Source organism: Nocardia sp. NPDC060255 (assembly GCF_042727395.1).
Classification (GTDB): domain Bacteria; phylum Actinomycetota; class Actinomycetes; order Mycobacteriales; family Mycobacteriaceae; genus Nocardia.
Map to the genome: position 1 here is coordinate 153,095 of NZ_JBHXAU010000022.1, position 14,161 is coordinate 167,255.

The 14,161-nt window shown below is 66.6% G+C and carries 14 protein-coding genes; 3 read left to right on the forward strand and 11 right to left on the reverse strand.

The genetic code is table 11. From position 1 onward, the window contains the following. The first annotated feature begins 1 nt into the window (after position 1). Complete coding sequence (locus tag ACFWF1_RS32750; RefSeq protein ID WP_379285267.1) at positions 2-655, forward strand: Rid family hydrolase; 654 nt, start codon at positions 2-4, stop codon at positions 653-655. Between the two features lies 1 nt (position 656). Here the strand turns inward: ACFWF1_RS32750 and ACFWF1_RS32755 are convergent, their stop codons facing one another. Further along, positions 657-1,067, reverse strand: coding sequence for a pyridoxamine 5'-phosphate oxidase family protein (locus tag ACFWF1_RS32755; RefSeq protein WP_379285266.1), 411 nt, complete (start codon positions 1,065-1,067; stop codon positions 657-659). Between the two features lie 151 nt (positions 1,068-1,218). On the opposite strand from ACFWF1_RS32755, the gene ACFWF1_RS32760 reads away from it, so the two are divergent. Next, entirely contained in the window at positions 1,219-1,566 is a 348-nt protein-coding gene (locus ACFWF1_RS32760; RefSeq protein ID WP_379285265.1) for a hypothetical protein, read from the forward strand. An 11-nt stretch (positions 1,567-1,577) separates the two neighbouring features. Here the strand turns inward: ACFWF1_RS32760 and ACFWF1_RS32765 are convergent, their stop codons facing one another. Genes ACFWF1_RS32765 through ACFWF1_RS32775 form a run of 3 tightly spaced genes read right to left on the reverse strand, consistent with a single transcriptional unit; the run spans position 1,578 to position 3,075 of the window. Then, entirely contained in the window at positions 1,578-2,198 is a 621-nt protein-coding gene (locus ACFWF1_RS32765) for a dihydrofolate reductase family protein (RefSeq protein WP_379285264.1), read from the reverse strand. After that, a complete protein-coding gene (locus ACFWF1_RS32770) occupies positions 2,198-2,701 on the reverse strand; it encodes an SRPBCC family protein (protein ID WP_379285263.1) in 504 nt (167 codons plus the stop codon). Before ACFWF1_RS32770 ends, ACFWF1_RS32765 begins: the two co-directional genes overlap by 1 nt. 32 nt (positions 2,702-2,733) lie before the next feature. Further along, the gene (locus ACFWF1_RS32775) at positions 2,734-3,075 is read right to left on the reverse strand and encodes an ArsR/SmtB family transcription factor (protein WP_379285262.1); all 342 of its coding nucleotides are present in this window, start codon (positions 3,073-3,075) and stop codon (positions 2,734-2,736) included. A gap of 247 nt (positions 3,076-3,322) precedes the next feature. Here ACFWF1_RS32775 and ACFWF1_RS32780 point away from each other — a divergent pair, with 247 nt between their 5' ends. After that, positions 3,323-4,531, forward strand: coding sequence for an SGNH/GDSL hydrolase family protein (locus ACFWF1_RS32780; RefSeq protein ID WP_379285261.1), 1,209 nt, complete (start codon positions 3,323-3,325; stop codon positions 4,529-4,531). 51 nt (positions 4,532-4,582) lie between these two features. Here ACFWF1_RS32780 and ACFWF1_RS32785 read toward each other — a convergent pair whose 3' ends face one another. From ACFWF1_RS32785 to ispH, 7 genes are all read right to left on the reverse strand, one after another. Further along, on the reverse strand, positions 4,583-5,845 hold the full coding sequence (locus ACFWF1_RS32785; RefSeq protein WP_379285260.1) for a wax ester/triacylglycerol synthase domain-containing protein: 1,263 nt from the start codon (positions 5,843-5,845) through the stop codon (positions 4,583-4,585). A 460-nt stretch (positions 5,846-6,305) separates the two neighbouring features. Beyond that, positions 6,306-7,175, reverse strand: coding sequence for a geranyl diphosphate 2-C-methyltransferase (locus tag ACFWF1_RS32790; RefSeq protein WP_379285259.1), 870 nt, complete (start codon positions 7,173-7,175; stop codon positions 6,306-6,308). Further along, positions 7,172-8,305: a polyprenyl synthetase family protein gene (locus tag ACFWF1_RS32795; RefSeq protein ID WP_379285258.1), complete on the reverse strand. Its 1,134-nt coding sequence runs from the start codon at positions 8,303-8,305 to the stop codon at positions 7,172-7,174. Before ACFWF1_RS32795 ends, ACFWF1_RS32790 begins: the two co-directional genes overlap by 4 nt. Further along, positions 8,302-10,029, reverse strand: coding sequence for an FAD-dependent oxidoreductase (locus ACFWF1_RS32800; RefSeq protein WP_379285257.1), 1,728 nt, complete (start codon positions 10,027-10,029; stop codon positions 8,302-8,304). The genes ACFWF1_RS32795 and ACFWF1_RS32800 overlap by 4 nt, the downstream gene beginning before the upstream one ends. Beyond that, a complete protein-coding gene (ispG, locus tag ACFWF1_RS32805) occupies positions 10,017-11,150 on the reverse strand; it encodes a flavodoxin-dependent (E)-4-hydroxy-3-methylbut-2-enyl-diphosphate synthase (RefSeq protein ID WP_379285256.1) in 1,134 nt (377 codons plus the stop codon). The genes ACFWF1_RS32800 and ispG overlap by 13 nt, the downstream gene beginning before the upstream one ends. Next, positions 11,137-12,942: a 1-deoxy-D-xylulose-5-phosphate synthase gene (locus tag ACFWF1_RS32810; protein WP_379285724.1), complete on the reverse strand. Its 1,806-nt coding sequence runs from the start codon at positions 12,940-12,942 to the stop codon at positions 11,137-11,139. The genes ispG and ACFWF1_RS32810 overlap by 14 nt, the downstream gene beginning before the upstream one ends. Positions 12,943-12,968: 26 nt before the next feature. Then, positions 12,969-13,940: a 4-hydroxy-3-methylbut-2-enyl diphosphate reductase gene (ispH, locus tag ACFWF1_RS32815; protein WP_379285255.1), complete on the reverse strand. Its 972-nt coding sequence runs from the start codon at positions 13,938-13,940 to the stop codon at positions 12,969-12,971. Between the last annotated feature and the right edge of the window lie 221 nt (positions 13,941-14,161).

A 14,161-nucleotide genomic window follows, 5' to 3' on the forward strand; every position in this document is an offset into this window, starting at 1 on the left:
GATGACCCGACCGTATGTCGCCGCCGCTCTCGTTGCCACCGCGCTCGCGCTCACCGCCTGTTCGGCCGACTCCGAGGAGACGGCGGCACCTGCCGTGCGTACCAAACCCGTGCTCGAAGCGGGACAGTCGAATCCGATGATCGCGCAGGGCGTGGTGATCGCCAATGGTGCCGCGCTCTACAAGACCAGCGGCATCGGCCCCGTCGCCACCAACAAGGCGGCTCGGGAGGGCAGTCCCGAGTTCTACATCGACACAACACAATTCACCGGTGGGGTACTGCCGCCGGGTGTCACCGTCACGGAAGCGCAAGGCATGGCGGTGCTTTCGCGGATCAAGGAGAACCTGGAAGCACAGGGCCTGGCTCTGGACAACGTGACGACCATGCGGGTGTTCCTGGACAACGCGCCCGGTGCCGATCGCGCGGACTACGCGGGGTGGAACCGCGCCTATCGGCAGTACTTCGCCAACACCAATCTGGACAGCGGCGATACCGAACTGGTGCCCCTCGGCACCGCGGCCCCTGCGGCTCCGGTGGTCCGCAATGCCGCGCGACCGACCCGTTTCGCGTTGGAGGTGGCCAGCCTGCCGGTCGCCGGTTGGCTGGTCGAAGTCGAGGTGGACGCCGTGTATCCGGTGCCGGGCGCGCAGCCGTAGCTCAGGCGCCGTTGCCGTCGATGTACTCGATGCCGGTGATGATGTCCGGATCGATCACGATCAGCTGACCGTCCAGCACGACCTCCGGCCGCAGGTGCAGCTGGTAGTGCGCGAGCTCCTGCTGATCGGTGACCGTGTCGGCGACGCCGGTGATGATCACGCAGCGGCCGAGGCTGGTCTGGTGATCGATGGTGTCGACCTCATAAGCGACGACCTGCCTGTGTAACGTGCGGATCATGGCGGGGTCGGCGGCGATCACGATGCAGCCGTCGACGACCGTGTGCCGGACCGGCCGGATCGCGGGTAAAGCATGCCGCGAGAACGCGATACGGCCGAAGCGGACGGTGTGGAGCAGGTCCAGGGAGTCCGCTATCGACAGCTCGCGCGTCTCGCTTGCGCGGTGGGCTGGCATGTCCCCATTGTCCCACCTGTTGCGGGTCGTTTCGGGGCATGGACAGCCGATGGCGAAAATTGCACGAGTATCCGTAAAATTAGACAACGCCTGGAGTCCCGAAGGGTGGCTCGAGGTGGCGTCGAGCCGTGTATCGATCGAGGAGGACTTCATGTCATATTCCGCGCGGCTCGGCTACACGGGCAGTCCGACACGCGTACGCCTGCCGCACCGAGCCGCCGTTTCCCTCGAAAAGCCGTGCAGCAGTGCTGAATTCGCCGACGCCAGCGACCGACTGGTCCGGCACCTGTTCGACGTCGGACTCCAACTCCACCACGTACTCGACGACCTCGACCCCGTCGCACAACCTCAGGTCCGCGACACCATCACCGCTCTCGTCGACGACCTCGACATGCTGATCCGCGACACCGGCCTGGCCATGCTCGCTCTCGCCAGCGAACGCCAGGGATCCACCTCCAGCGACGGACAGGTCCCGCGCGCCCGTCTCCGCCGCCGCTGACGTCGAGACCGTTACCGCTGCCGGACCGCGTAGGTCAGGTGGGTCACCCGCTGCGTCGGCTCCGCGCGGACCGGCTCCAGCGCCACGCGGCTCGCGTCCACACCCTCGAACAGGCGGATTCCGGAGCCGAACAGCACGGGCGCGAGTGCGATCGAGAACTCGTCGACCAGGCCCGCGTTCACGTACTCCAGGATCGTCGTGCCGCCGCCCGCGATGCGGACGTCGCGGTCGCCAGCGGCCGCGCGGGCCTGGTCGAGTGCGGTCTCGATGCCGTCGTTGACGAAGTGGAAGGTGGTGCCGCCTGGGCGTTCCCAGGGATCACGCTTCTCGTGCGTCACGACGAAGACCGGCGTGTGGAACGGCGCCTCCTCCGGCCACATCTCCTCGCCTGCGTCGAACATGCGCTTGCCCATCACGCTCGCGCCGGTGCGTTCGAACGTGGCCCGCACGATGTCGTTGTCGAGCCCTTCCTCGCCGCCCTCGCCGAGCTTCAGGTTCTCCCGGAAGAACCGCTGCGTGAATACCCACTGCTGCAGTTCCATCCACTGCTGGCCCATCAGTTCCGTGGCGGACCCGGGGGCGATGAAACCGTCCAGCGACATCGACACGCTGAAGAAGACTTTTCCGGTCATCAGCTTTCCATTCCCTTCTGAATGATCTCGGTGACGTAGGCAGCCAGGTTGTTCAGGGTCTGCTCGCCGCCCTCGATCGCGTGGTACTTCTCGGCCGCCTCGTCGCGCAGTTCCTTGGTGGGGAACAAGGTGCGCATCTCGATCCGGGTCGCCGCGCCGTCGGGGGCGAACGTCAAGACCGACTCGAAGGCGTTCGGGTCGGCGCGGAACTCACCGTGCCGCAGCGAGATTCGCTCCGGCGGGGTGATCTCGGTCCAGGAGATCCACTCCTGGTAGTCGGTCCCGTCCGGTCCGTGCATCACGAAGTCCCATACGCCGCCGACGCGGAACTCGAACGCTCTTGTGGTGGTGGTGAATCCGTTCGGTCCCCACCACCGCGACAGGTGCCGGACTTCGGTGAACGCCTCGAACACCAGGTCCCGCGGGGCACTGATGACCCGGGTGATCACGATCTCGCGGTCGGCGGTGTCGACGCCCGCCGTTGCTGTTTCTGCCGAACCCATCGGGGCTTCCCTTCGTGTGACTTCTTGTGTGGTCATTCCCGCTGCCGTGCTTGCTCGAGGTCCTGCACATACGCGTCCAGCCGGTCGAAGCTCTCGTTCCAGAACCGCTCGAACCCGCCGGTCCATTCGTGCACCGGTCGCAGCCCACGTCCGTCCAGGTCGTACACGCGCTGCTTGCCTACCTTGCGGTCCCGCACCAACCCGACCTCCCGGAGCACTCGCAGGTGTTTGGACGCCCCCGGCTGAGTCATCCCCAGCTCCTGGGCAAGCTCGGTCACCGGCCGCTCACCCGCCCGCAGCAGTACCAGGATCTCCCGGCGCTGCGGCTCGGCTATCGCGTTGAAAACGTCCGATGTCGTCGCTGCTCGTGCCATGCGTCGATCATATTCCCATATCGGTATGCGTCAAGTCGTCGACGTTCCCGAAGTCAGGAACACGGCGCTGATCAGGGGTAGGTGTTCAACGCCCGGTCGAGCCCGGAGCAGGCACTCCAGCACGACGCCGTCGACTCATACCGATCCGCGACGGTGGCGGCGTCGAATACTCCCCAGTGCAGCGAATCGTCCTGTTGCCGACACACCGGCCGGGAATCTGTTGTCGACGTGACCAAGGAGAGTGTTCGTGCGTTTTCAACGGCAACCGCGTTGGTGGATCCTCATTGCGGTATCGGCGGTGTTGGGCAGTGGCGTCACGCTTCCTGGTCAAGCGTCGGCAGGGCCGAATGTAGGGAATCGGGCCGCTGCCGTGCTGCTGGGAGACTCCTACGCGGCGGGCGAAGGTGGGCGATGGGAGGGCAACGGGCCCACTGCGGTCGATCGGGGTATTTTCCAAACATATGGTGGGACTTGGGATTATCCGGCAATACCGCCCGGAAATGCGGAGGGGTGTCATCGGTCCGATGTTGCGGTGATCTACCCGTATGAGACATTCGAGGCGTTGGACCTTACCCGGAGCAAGGCCAATATCGCGTGTGGTGGAGCCGAGACCAAGCATGTGCTGACGGACGGGTTCAAAGGTGCGAAGCCTCAGCTCGAACAGCTGAAAGAGCGGCTGAAGCAGAACCCGGGGATCAAGTATGTCGTGCTGTCGATCGGTGGAAATGATGCCGGTGTCAGCGGGGTTGCCCAGGACTGCATCAAGAAGTTCGTGATGAAGCAATCCGCCGGATCGAAGCAGGTGAGTGCGGCGGAGGGCGCGAAGTACCAGGATTACGTCAAGGGGCTCAAGGAGTCCGACAAGAATCTGGTGTGTGCGGCGAGTCCGACGTTGTCGGGGCTCGAGGGCAAGCTCGAGAACGTGTACGAGACCATCTTCAAGGAGGCGATCTCGCCGCTCGCACCGGATGCCCAGCTCGTGGTGCTCAATTATCCGAATCCGCTGCCTGCTGGCGATGCGGAGCTTCGAAGGCCGTTCGAACTGAATCTGGTCAGCAGGTTGCAGGACGGGGGATGTCCGTTCTTCGATAAGGATTTCGCGAAGTTCGCGGGTATCAGTAAGGACGTCAACGGCACAATCAAGAATGCGGTCGAGGCTGCGGCGAAGAACAATGTCCCGGTGCATCTGCTCGATGTGGCCGGAATGTACCAGGGGCATGAGGTATGTGCGTCGGCGACCACGCAGGATAAGGAATGGTTCCGACAGGTTCCGGCAGATCTGCTGAGCGATCCGCGGCTGATCCATGAAGCGTTGCACCCCAACGCTTACGGGCAGCGCATGGAGGGTAGGTGTGTGTCGAATTTTCTCGACGAGCTGAGTAGTCGAACCGCGAAATCTGCGAGCGAGCACGGCGTGTGTCAGGACAACGCGGATGTTCGGGTGGATATGGTGTAAGCATCGTCGCCCGGCAACGGCACTCAGTGAACGTTATCGGCCGCTCGGCGATTACCTCAGCTCGGCTACCGCATCGAGCCACATATCGGGGAGCGCTTCGGCACCGGATAGGCGCGCGTCGGTGAGGAAGGAAACGACCGCGCGATCCCGATAGCTGGTCATCGCGATGCCGAGCCGATGCCGGGCGGGCAGGAAGCCTATCGGCACAGTTCCGACAATGGGACGGCCGAGCACGCTCGCCTCGTCGGTGCAGCCGGGGACATTGGTGGCGGTCAGATGGGCGTACCGGTCACTGAAGTGGTGGTACGCCCACGGTAGAAACAGTCGGTAGGGCATGCCGGCGATCATCGACTGTGCCGTACTGCGTTGTGCCCCTAGAATTTCCCGCGATAATTGAGCGTCCAGTGTGGCGAGGCGGGACAGCGGGTCCGGGTCGTCGCACGGCAACGGTAGCCGGAATCCGACCGCCCGCTGGCTGAGCTTTCCCTTGTCGCCGCCGATGCTGAGCGGCATGATCGCCCAGACCGGGCTGCCCGTGCGGCGCAATGCGTGCCATGGCGAGGCGGGCCACTGCCGCAACACGTGGGTCACGGCGGCGAGGTACACGGTGTTCGCGGTGGTGTTATGCCGATGGCCGATTTCCCGTAGCTGGTCCAGACTGGTGTGGGCCCAGTGAATAGTGCGTTCGCCGAAGATATCTGACTGTGGTAACGGTCGAGCGAGCGGAAAACAGCCGCGGACGGTGTGCGTGACCGTCCGCAACAGATTGGATCGCGCCCCTGTACCAGCGTGCGTCTTCGGTATTCGGGGCTGATAGTCGTGCCCGTTGGGGTCGGCGAAGGTGGACATGATCGTCGTGGCCACGGACAGGCCATCATGCAGGGCATGGTGGCCGAGGTAGATCAGCGCGAACTCGCCGGGGGCGTAGCCGTGCACCAACCACACCCGCCACAGCGGCTGGGAATGGTCGAACGGCCGACGAATCAGCTCATCGACAGCACTCTGCAAACCGCCTGGGCCCGTTCGCCGTTCGGTCACGAGAGTCGTGAGATCGACCTCATCTTGCGGTACCCAGACCGCCTGCCCCAGCGGGCCCTCGCTGAGTCGGCAGCCCAGTTGTGGCAGCAATGGCAGCTTCCGCCGGAACAACTCACGTACTTCGTCCACGGTCGGCGGCGTGCCCGCCAAGAGGAGCACGCCGCCGATGGCGAAGGACATCGGCGGATGCGCCGCCTCATAGGCGAGGAAGGCACGTTGCAATGGGGCGAGCGGTAGATATCTGGCGGATATCTGATCGGCAACCACTGAGCTCATCGTGCCTCCCACTACCGTTGGCCAGCAAATCGGAGCAATACGACGATCTTCCATGCGGAAGCAACGATAGTCCCAACTTCGCCGCAGTTCAACGCTCTGAACACGCTCCGACCTGCACTGATGTCGACATTGGTAGTACGTAGATTTGGCGAAGCGGGCACGAAACAGCTCGGCTGCCAACACATTCGGGCCAGCGAATCCCCGAGCGGAATTGCTTCGCTGCCGCAACATATCTCGTTGAAACAACGTGCGGACGTGACCGTTTCACATGTTCGGCAAGCATGTTGCAAACATCATCGTTTGAGATGCCTACCGCCAGGGCGCTTCATTGTCTCCGCCCATTCTCGCCGCGGGCGGGGCGGTGGGTCACCACCACGAGGTCCTGTCTCGTACCGGGCTTCCGTGATCTGATCCCGGCGCGGTGACCGGCGCCAGTGCGGGACCGGCGCCGGGTCCACTCTCAAATGCGGTCTGCGGCAATGAGCAGATAGTGGAAGCTCCCCTCGCGATAGGCGGTGAGGAAGGCCTTCTCGATGCCGGTGGCGACCGAGGAACGCTCGCGCAATTCCCAGTAGGGGATTGTTGCGGCGGTCAGGTCGGTGACGGCGATCGGTACCAGGCCGTTGGCGGCCATCGCCTTGAAGTATTCGCTGCGCGGATGGATATTGCAGATGTAGTGCTGGTCGATCTGGCTGACCGCGCGGGAGCGGCCGCCGGTGAGATCGTTGTAGCAGCCGGTGATGCAGACGTACCGACCACCGTGCTGGAGCAGCCTGGCGAATTCGCCGTAGAGTTGCTGCAGGTCGACATACATGGTGGTCTCATTGGTCCAGATCGCCCGCATGGACCCGGCGTCGAACCCGGTGTCGAGCATATTGCGGAAGTGGAAGCGGACCCGTTTGCCCACACCGCGCTGTGCGGCTTGGGTATTCGCGAAGTTCACCTGGGATTCGGAAATCGAGACGCCGTCGACCTGGCAGCCGAAACGCTGGTTGACCATGAAGCTGGTGCCGCCGCGGCCGGAGCCTGCGTCGAGCACCCGGTCCGCGGCATCGATGGCACCGAGCTGTTCGAGCAGCACATCGGCCTGCGCCGTCTCCAGCCGGTGCATTTCGGCGATGATCGCCGAATCACGCTCCGCGGCAGGAACAGTCAGCACGTCGGGGGAGTAGTCGCCGATGCCGTAGTGGTGATGGTAGAGGCCGTCCACCTCGCCGAGCTTGATGTTGACCGGGTCCTTCTCCCTGTTCCAATACTCGGCGATCGACTGCTGGTACGCGCTGCGCAGTACCTGTTCGGCCTGCGGGGTGGGCGGTTCGGTGATGGTCATGGTTTCACTCCCTCTGGTTGTCGGTTCTCCGCTGGATGTGCTGCTACGGAGCTGGTGTCGATGGCCGTGATGCGAACTGCCATCGTGCGCAACGCATTACTCGCCGACGTCGGCAGTGGCTGAGCGTCGAGCGCGGCAAGGGCAAGGCCGCGGCGGCTCGCGATCATCCGCCCGATCTCGGTCGCGGCCCCGGTCGCGGCGATGATGGCGCGGCACTGCGCCGCCGCCTTCTCGTCGAGTTCCGGGTTACCGAGCAGCGCACGCAACTGCGCCGCCTGCGCCGCGTCCGCGCGGGCGAAGGCGATGGCGATCAAGACCGAATGTTTGCCGTCGCGCAGATCGTCGACGCTGGATTTACCGGAGACGGCGGGGTCGCCGAAGACGCCGAGCAGGTCGTCGCGGAGCTGAAAGGCCTCACCGAGTGGGCTGGCGTACGCGAGCAGCGCCGCGCGGACCTCGGGCGCGGCATCGGCGAGCGCGGCACCGAGTTGCAGTGGGCGCCGGCAGGTGTAGGCGACGGTCTTGTAGCGGACGATCTGCAACGCGCGGTCGAGGTCGGCGTTGGGTTGCCCGGTGGCGAGCAGGTCCAGGTATTGCCCGTACTGGACGTCGCCGCGCATGGCGTCGAGCACCGACAGTGCGGCCGCGAGCATGCGGGGCGTCAGTGCTGCGGTGTGCAGCAGTTCGCCGGACCAGATGAAGGCGAGGTCGCCGAGCAGGATGGCCGCGTGCTCGCCGAAACAGTCCGCGTCGGAACGGTTTTGGTGGCGTACAGCCAGCGCGCGGTGTGCCGTCGGCCGATCACGGCGGGTGTCGCTGCTGTCGATGATGTCGTCGTGGATGAGAACTGCCGCGTGGAACATCTCCAGTGCGGCGGCGGCCTGCAGGACGGACTCCGGGATATCCGCGCTACCGCCCGCGGCCAGCCAGCCGAGGACACACAGCAGCGGCCGGATGCGTTTGCCGCCTGCGGACAGGAATTCCCGCACCGCCTCGGCCAGGTCCGCCGGCAGGTGGGTCTCGGTGGCGGCGTGCGCCTTGGCGGCGACGAAGTCGGCCAGCATCGTGTCGATCTGTCGCCGGATAGATACCAGATCTACCGGCGGCGAGGAGGTGGTGGAAGCGTTCATGCGAGTGCCCTTTCGGCTGCGGATCTGCTGCGATCCGGCTCGGCCTCGGTCGCCGATCGTGCTACCTGGAGTAAGGCGTCGGTGCTGGTCAGCTTCACTCGCGGGCGCCCGTGCCTGCGGCCTGCGGCGCGTTCCGCGGCGTCGATGGCCTGCCAGGCCGCGTGGTCGATCGCGTCCGGCTGCCGTTCGGCGAGCAACTCGGTCAGCGATTCCCGGCTGCGCGAGGGGTTGGCCAGTGATCCGTCGGCGAAATCCGCGAGCAACTGGTCGACGGTTTCCTGCGCGCAGGTGCGATTCGTGCCGATCACGCCGACCGGGCCGCGTTTGATCCAACCGGTCACGTAAACCCCTGGCATCGGCCGCTGTTCGGCGCTGAGCACGCGACCGCGTTCGTTCGGGATCAGGCCGCGTCGCTCGTCGAACGGTAAGCCAGGTAGCGGGACGCCGCGCGAGCCGATCGATCGCAACACGAGAGAGGTAGCGATCGTCTCGGTGCGGTCGGTCGTTCGCGCCACCAATTCGCCGTCGCGCGAGACGATCTCGGTGTGCGCGAGCTCGAGCGATTCGACCCGATCGGTGCCGTGCACGGCGACGGGTGCGACGAGGTAGCGCAGCCGAATGTGTTTGCGCCCGAGGATCGGCAGCGGGGCGGTGCGCGAGTACTGCTGGGCCAGTTTCAGTTTCAGCTGCAACGACGGATCCGCGGCCGGATCGTCGGCCAGTGCCTGACTGTGCGGGTCGAGCATGAGTTCGCATTCGTTGATCAGCACATCGGCGCCGGGAAGGTAGGCGAGCCCGAGGAACTCCGGGCCGGTGTACGCCGCCTGCACGGGCCCGCGCCGCCCGAGCACCACTACCTCTCGAATCTTGCTGTCCTGCAACGCCGAGATCGCGTAGTCGGCCATATCGGTGCGGGCCAGATCGCGGGGCTCCGCGGCGAGCATGCGGGCGACGTCGAGCGCCACGTTGCCGTTGCCGACGAGCACGGCGCGTTCCCCGGACAGGTCGAAGCTGTGCTCGGAGTAGCCGGGATGGCCGTTGTACCAGCCGACGAACTCGGTCGTCGAATGGCAGCCCGGCAGGTCCTCGCCCGGCACGCCGAGCCGTCGATCCGCCGCGGCACCGACCGCGACGATGACCGCATGGTGATGCTCGAGCAACTCGGCGACCGAAATGTGCTCGCCCACCGAGGTATTCAGGTAGCAGCGGAGCGCGGCCAGCGTCTGTGCGAAGGTGTCGGTGACGGATCTGGTATCCGGATGGTCCGGCGCCACCCCGGCGCGCACCAGACCCCATGGCGTCGGCAGCTTTTCGAGCATGGTGATCTCGACATCGGCGCGCGCCAGCAGTTCCGCGGCGGCATAGCACCCGGCCGGGCCGGACCCGACGATGGCAACCCGCAGCGGCGGATGCCCCTTCGGCAGGCGCTGCGCGGCGGGCAGCGGACTGGTGACATCGGCCTGCAGCGGATACCTGCGGAAGTAGGCGGCATTGATGTCGGTGAACCGAGCGGGCAGTCCGACCAGATCCTCATCGGGCGAGATCGCGTCCACCGGGCAGACATCGACACAGGCGCCGCAGTCGATACACGAGGCCGGGTCGATGTACAGCATTTCGGCGCGCGCGAATTCCGGCTGATCCGGCGTCGGCCTGATGCAGTCGACCGGACATTCGGGGATGCAGCTCGCGTCGTTGCAACACTGCTGCGTGATCACATGGGCCATGGCTGCTCCTCGGATTCGGCCGCCTCGGCCAGCGTCATCGCTTCCTCGAGCAGGGCATCGACGATCTGGCTCTCGGGAACCGTGCGGATGACGCGACCTTTGACGTAGATCTGGCCCTTGCCGTTGCCGGACGACACACCGAGGTCGGCTTCCTTGGATTCGCCGGGCCCGTTGACGATGCAGCCCATCACCGCGACGCGCAGCGGATGCGGGAAGCCTTGGAACGCCGCCTCCACCCGTCGCGCCAGCTGGTGTATGTCGACCTGGAGACGCCCGCAGCCCGGGCAGGAGACGATTTCCAGGCTGCGTGGCCGCAGCCCGAGTGCCTGCAGGATCTGATTGCCCGCCCGCACCTGCTCGACCGGCGGGGCGGACAGCGAGACGCGGATGGTGTCGCCGATCCCCTCGGCGAGCAGCACGCCGAACGCGACCGCTGATTTCACGGTGCCCTGCAGCACCGGGCCCGCCTCGGTGACGCCGAGGTGCAGCGGATAGTCGCAACGATCGGCGAGCAGCCGGTTGGCGGTGATCATCGTCAGCGGATCGTGGTGCTTCACCGCGATTTTGAGATCGGTGAAGCCGTGCTCCTCGAACAGTGCCGCCTCGAGCAACGCCGACTCGACCAGCGCCTCGGGCGTGGGGGACCCGTATTTCGCCAGCATCCGGCGATCCAGCGAGCCCGCGTTGACACCGACGCGGATCGGCACCGAGGCCGCCGTCGCGGCCCTGGCGATTTCGCCGACGCGATCGTCGAACCGCTTGATATTGCCGGGATTTACCCGCACGGCCGCGCAGCCGGCGTCGAGAGCGGCGAAGACGTACCGGGATTGGAAGTGGATATCCGCGATGACCGGCAGCGGCGACCTGGCCGCGATGGTGGCCAGCGCATCGGCATCCTCCTTGGTCGGCACCGCGACCCGGACGATGTCGCAGCCCGCCGCGGTGACCTCGGCGATCTGCTGCAATGTCGCGTCGACGTCGGCCGTGCGGGTGGTCGTCATGGTCTGCACCGAGATCGGTGCGCCGCCGCCGACCGGTACCGTGCCGACGGTGAGCCTGCGTGTGTGACGGCGGGGCAGTCCGGGCGGCGGAGCGGAGCGGTTGAGCTCACTGGTGGTCACTGGACTGCCTCCTGAGGTGGTTCGCGTGGCGCAGCGCGGTTTCCGTGATACCGGCGGCGGAAAGGCCTGCGGCGATGAGGATCTCGGCGCGCTTGCCGTGTTCGAGGAAGCGCCGCGGCAGGCCCATGGTGGTCACGGGCACGTCGATCGCGGCATCGCCGAGTGCGCGGGTGAGGTGGGCGCCGATGCCGCCGTGCCGGATGTTGTCCTCGACGGTGATCACTTGCTCGTGTTCGGCGGCGAGCTCGAGTAGCTCCGTGGGTACCGGCAGCGGCCAGCGCGGGTCGACCACCGTGACACCGGCGCCGCTGTCGGTCAGATTCCGCGCCGCCGCAACGCATTCCGCGGCTATCGGCCCGATCGGCACCAGCAGGATCTGCGGCGGTCCGCAGCGGTAGAGCAGATCAAGGCCGCCGACCTGGTCGATGGCGGCGATGTCGGCGCCGACGGAGGCCTTCGGAAAACGCAGTGCGGTCGGCCCCGCTGTGTGCGCCACGGCCTCATCGAGCATTACCCGCAGCTGAACCGCGTCCCGTGGCACGCCGACCCGTAGTTCAGGAACGGTGCCGAGCAGGGTGAGATCCCACATGCCGTGGTGGCTCGGACCGTCCGGCCCGGTGATGCCCGACCGATCCAGCACGAAGGTGACCGGCAGTCTGTGCAGCGCGACGTCGAGCAGTAGCTGGTCGAAGGCGCGGTTCAGGAAGGTCGAATACAGGGCGACCACGGGGTGCATGCCCGCCATCGCCAAGCCCGCGGCGCTGGCCACCGCGTGCTGCTCGGCGATGCCGACGTCGAAACATCGGTCCGGGTAACGCTCGGCGAACCGGGTCAGGCCGGTCGGGCCCGGCATCGCCGCGGTGATCGCCACGACGTCACCGCGCCTGGCTCCGAGGTCGACGAGCTCGCCTGCGAAGACGTCGGTCCACGATGGGGTCGGCGAACCAGGCTTGGGGACAGCGGGTTTCGGGCTTGCTGTGTGCATCCGTTCGGGATCGACGCAGGCCGGTCCGTAGCCTTTGCCCTTGACGGTGACCGCGTGCACCACGACTGGCCTGGCGAGGCTCTTGGCTTGGCGCAGCGCGGTTTCCAGTGCGCCGACGTCGTGGCCGTCGATCGGCCCGAGGTAGGCCAGCCCGAGCTGTTCGAACACGGTCGGGTTCGCGGAGCGCGGCCACGGTGTGCTGCGCGAATCCCGGCCTGCCGTCCCGCGCAACTGCGCCAGGTGCGCTGCGATGGCCCCGAAGGTCGGCGAGTAGGAGTGGCCGTTGTCGTTGAGGACCACGATGACCGGTCGGTGCTCGGCCGCACCGATGTTGTTGAGCGCCTCGTAGGCCAGGCCGCCGGTAAGCGCGCCGTCGCCCACTACGGCGACCACTGCGCGATCCTGGCAGTCGGTCAGTGCACGGGCTTTGGCGATACCGTCGGCATAGGCGAGTGCCGTTGACGCGTGGCTGTTTTCGATGACGTCGTGGACCGACTCCGCCCGATTCGGATACCCCGACAGCCCGCCGGGCTGCCGCAGGCTGGTGGCGAACGCGTGCCCGCGGCCGGTCAGGATCTTGTGCACGTAGGACTGGTGGCCGGTGTCGAACAGCAAGGTGTCGCGCGGCGAACAGAACACCCGGTGCAGCGCGATGGTCAGCTCGACGACAGCGAGATTCGGGCCGAGGTGGCCGCCGGTCGTCAGGACGGTGTCGATGATCAGCTCGCGGATCTCGGCGGCCAGCGCGGCCAGGCGTTCTCTCGGCAGCGCTCGGAGGTCGTCCGGACCGGTCAATCCGGCGAGCAGTGTGTCGGGGAAGGGCAAGGGGGACTTCATGATCGGCGCCTGACGGGAGTCGGTGGAGCGAAGGACACGTCCTCCACGGTGGTGACGCACTCCTCGACCGCGATCGGACCCCAGGAACGCAGCGCCGCGATCACCGCGTCGACCAGGACGGCGGGAGCCGAGGCGCCCGCCGAGAGACCGATGATGGTGGCGGGCTCGATCCAGGCGGGCTGGATGGCGGAGGCGTCTTCGACGAGATACGCCGGGGTGCCGTGCCGTGCGGCGACCTCGACCATGCGCTGGGAGTTGGACGAGTTCGCCGAACCGACAACGAGGACGACGTCGCTACGCGCGGCGACCTGCTCCACGGCAAATTGGCGGTTGGTACTCGCGTAACAGATGTCGGCGCTACCGGGGCCGCGTAACAGCGGAAAGCGTTGGCGCAGAGCGGCTATCGTCGCTTCGGTCTCCTCGACCGACAGCGTCGTCTGGGTGAGGAACGAGACTTTGGACTCGTCCGCGACCCGCAGCGCGGCGGCCTCGGCGGGATCATCGATGACGACGGTCGCCTCCGGCGCCTCGCCGCGGGTGCCCTCCACCTCCTCGTGGCCCGCGTGCCCGACCAGCACCACCGTGTCGCCGCGGGCGGCGAATCGCCGTGCCTCCGAATGCACCTTGGTGACCAGCGGACAGGTGGCGTCGACGGTGGTGAGTCCGCGGTCCCGAGCTTGCTCGCGCACCTCGGGCGAGACGCCGTGTGCGGAGAACACCACCGTCGCGCCGGCCGGGACCTCGTCCAGTTCCTCGACGAACACCGCGCCGCGGGCCGCCAGATCGTCCACCACGTACCTGTTGTGCACGATCTGCTTGCGCACATACACCGGATCGCTGCGGCCCGGCACCGCGAGTAGCCGTTCCACCGTGTCGATGGCGCGTTCGACGCCCGCGCAGAACGAGCGCGGCGAGGCCAGCAGTACCGTCCTCGGGCGGTGCCGGCTGGGGTCTTCGATGGTGGCCATGCGATCCTCCGCTCGTTCAGCGGGTGCAGTGCACGGGTGTGCGGCTGCTCGGTGGTGTGGTGGCAGTGACGGTTTCGTCGACCGGATCGACCGGCCCGGGTGGCGGCGCGGCGGCGGGGCGGGGCGGGCCCCCGCCGCCCCGCAGAGAGTCCACCAAGCCGGCGGGCCCCCGTACCACCCGGGGGATTATAAACAACAGAAGCAGCCCGCCCTAAAATAAG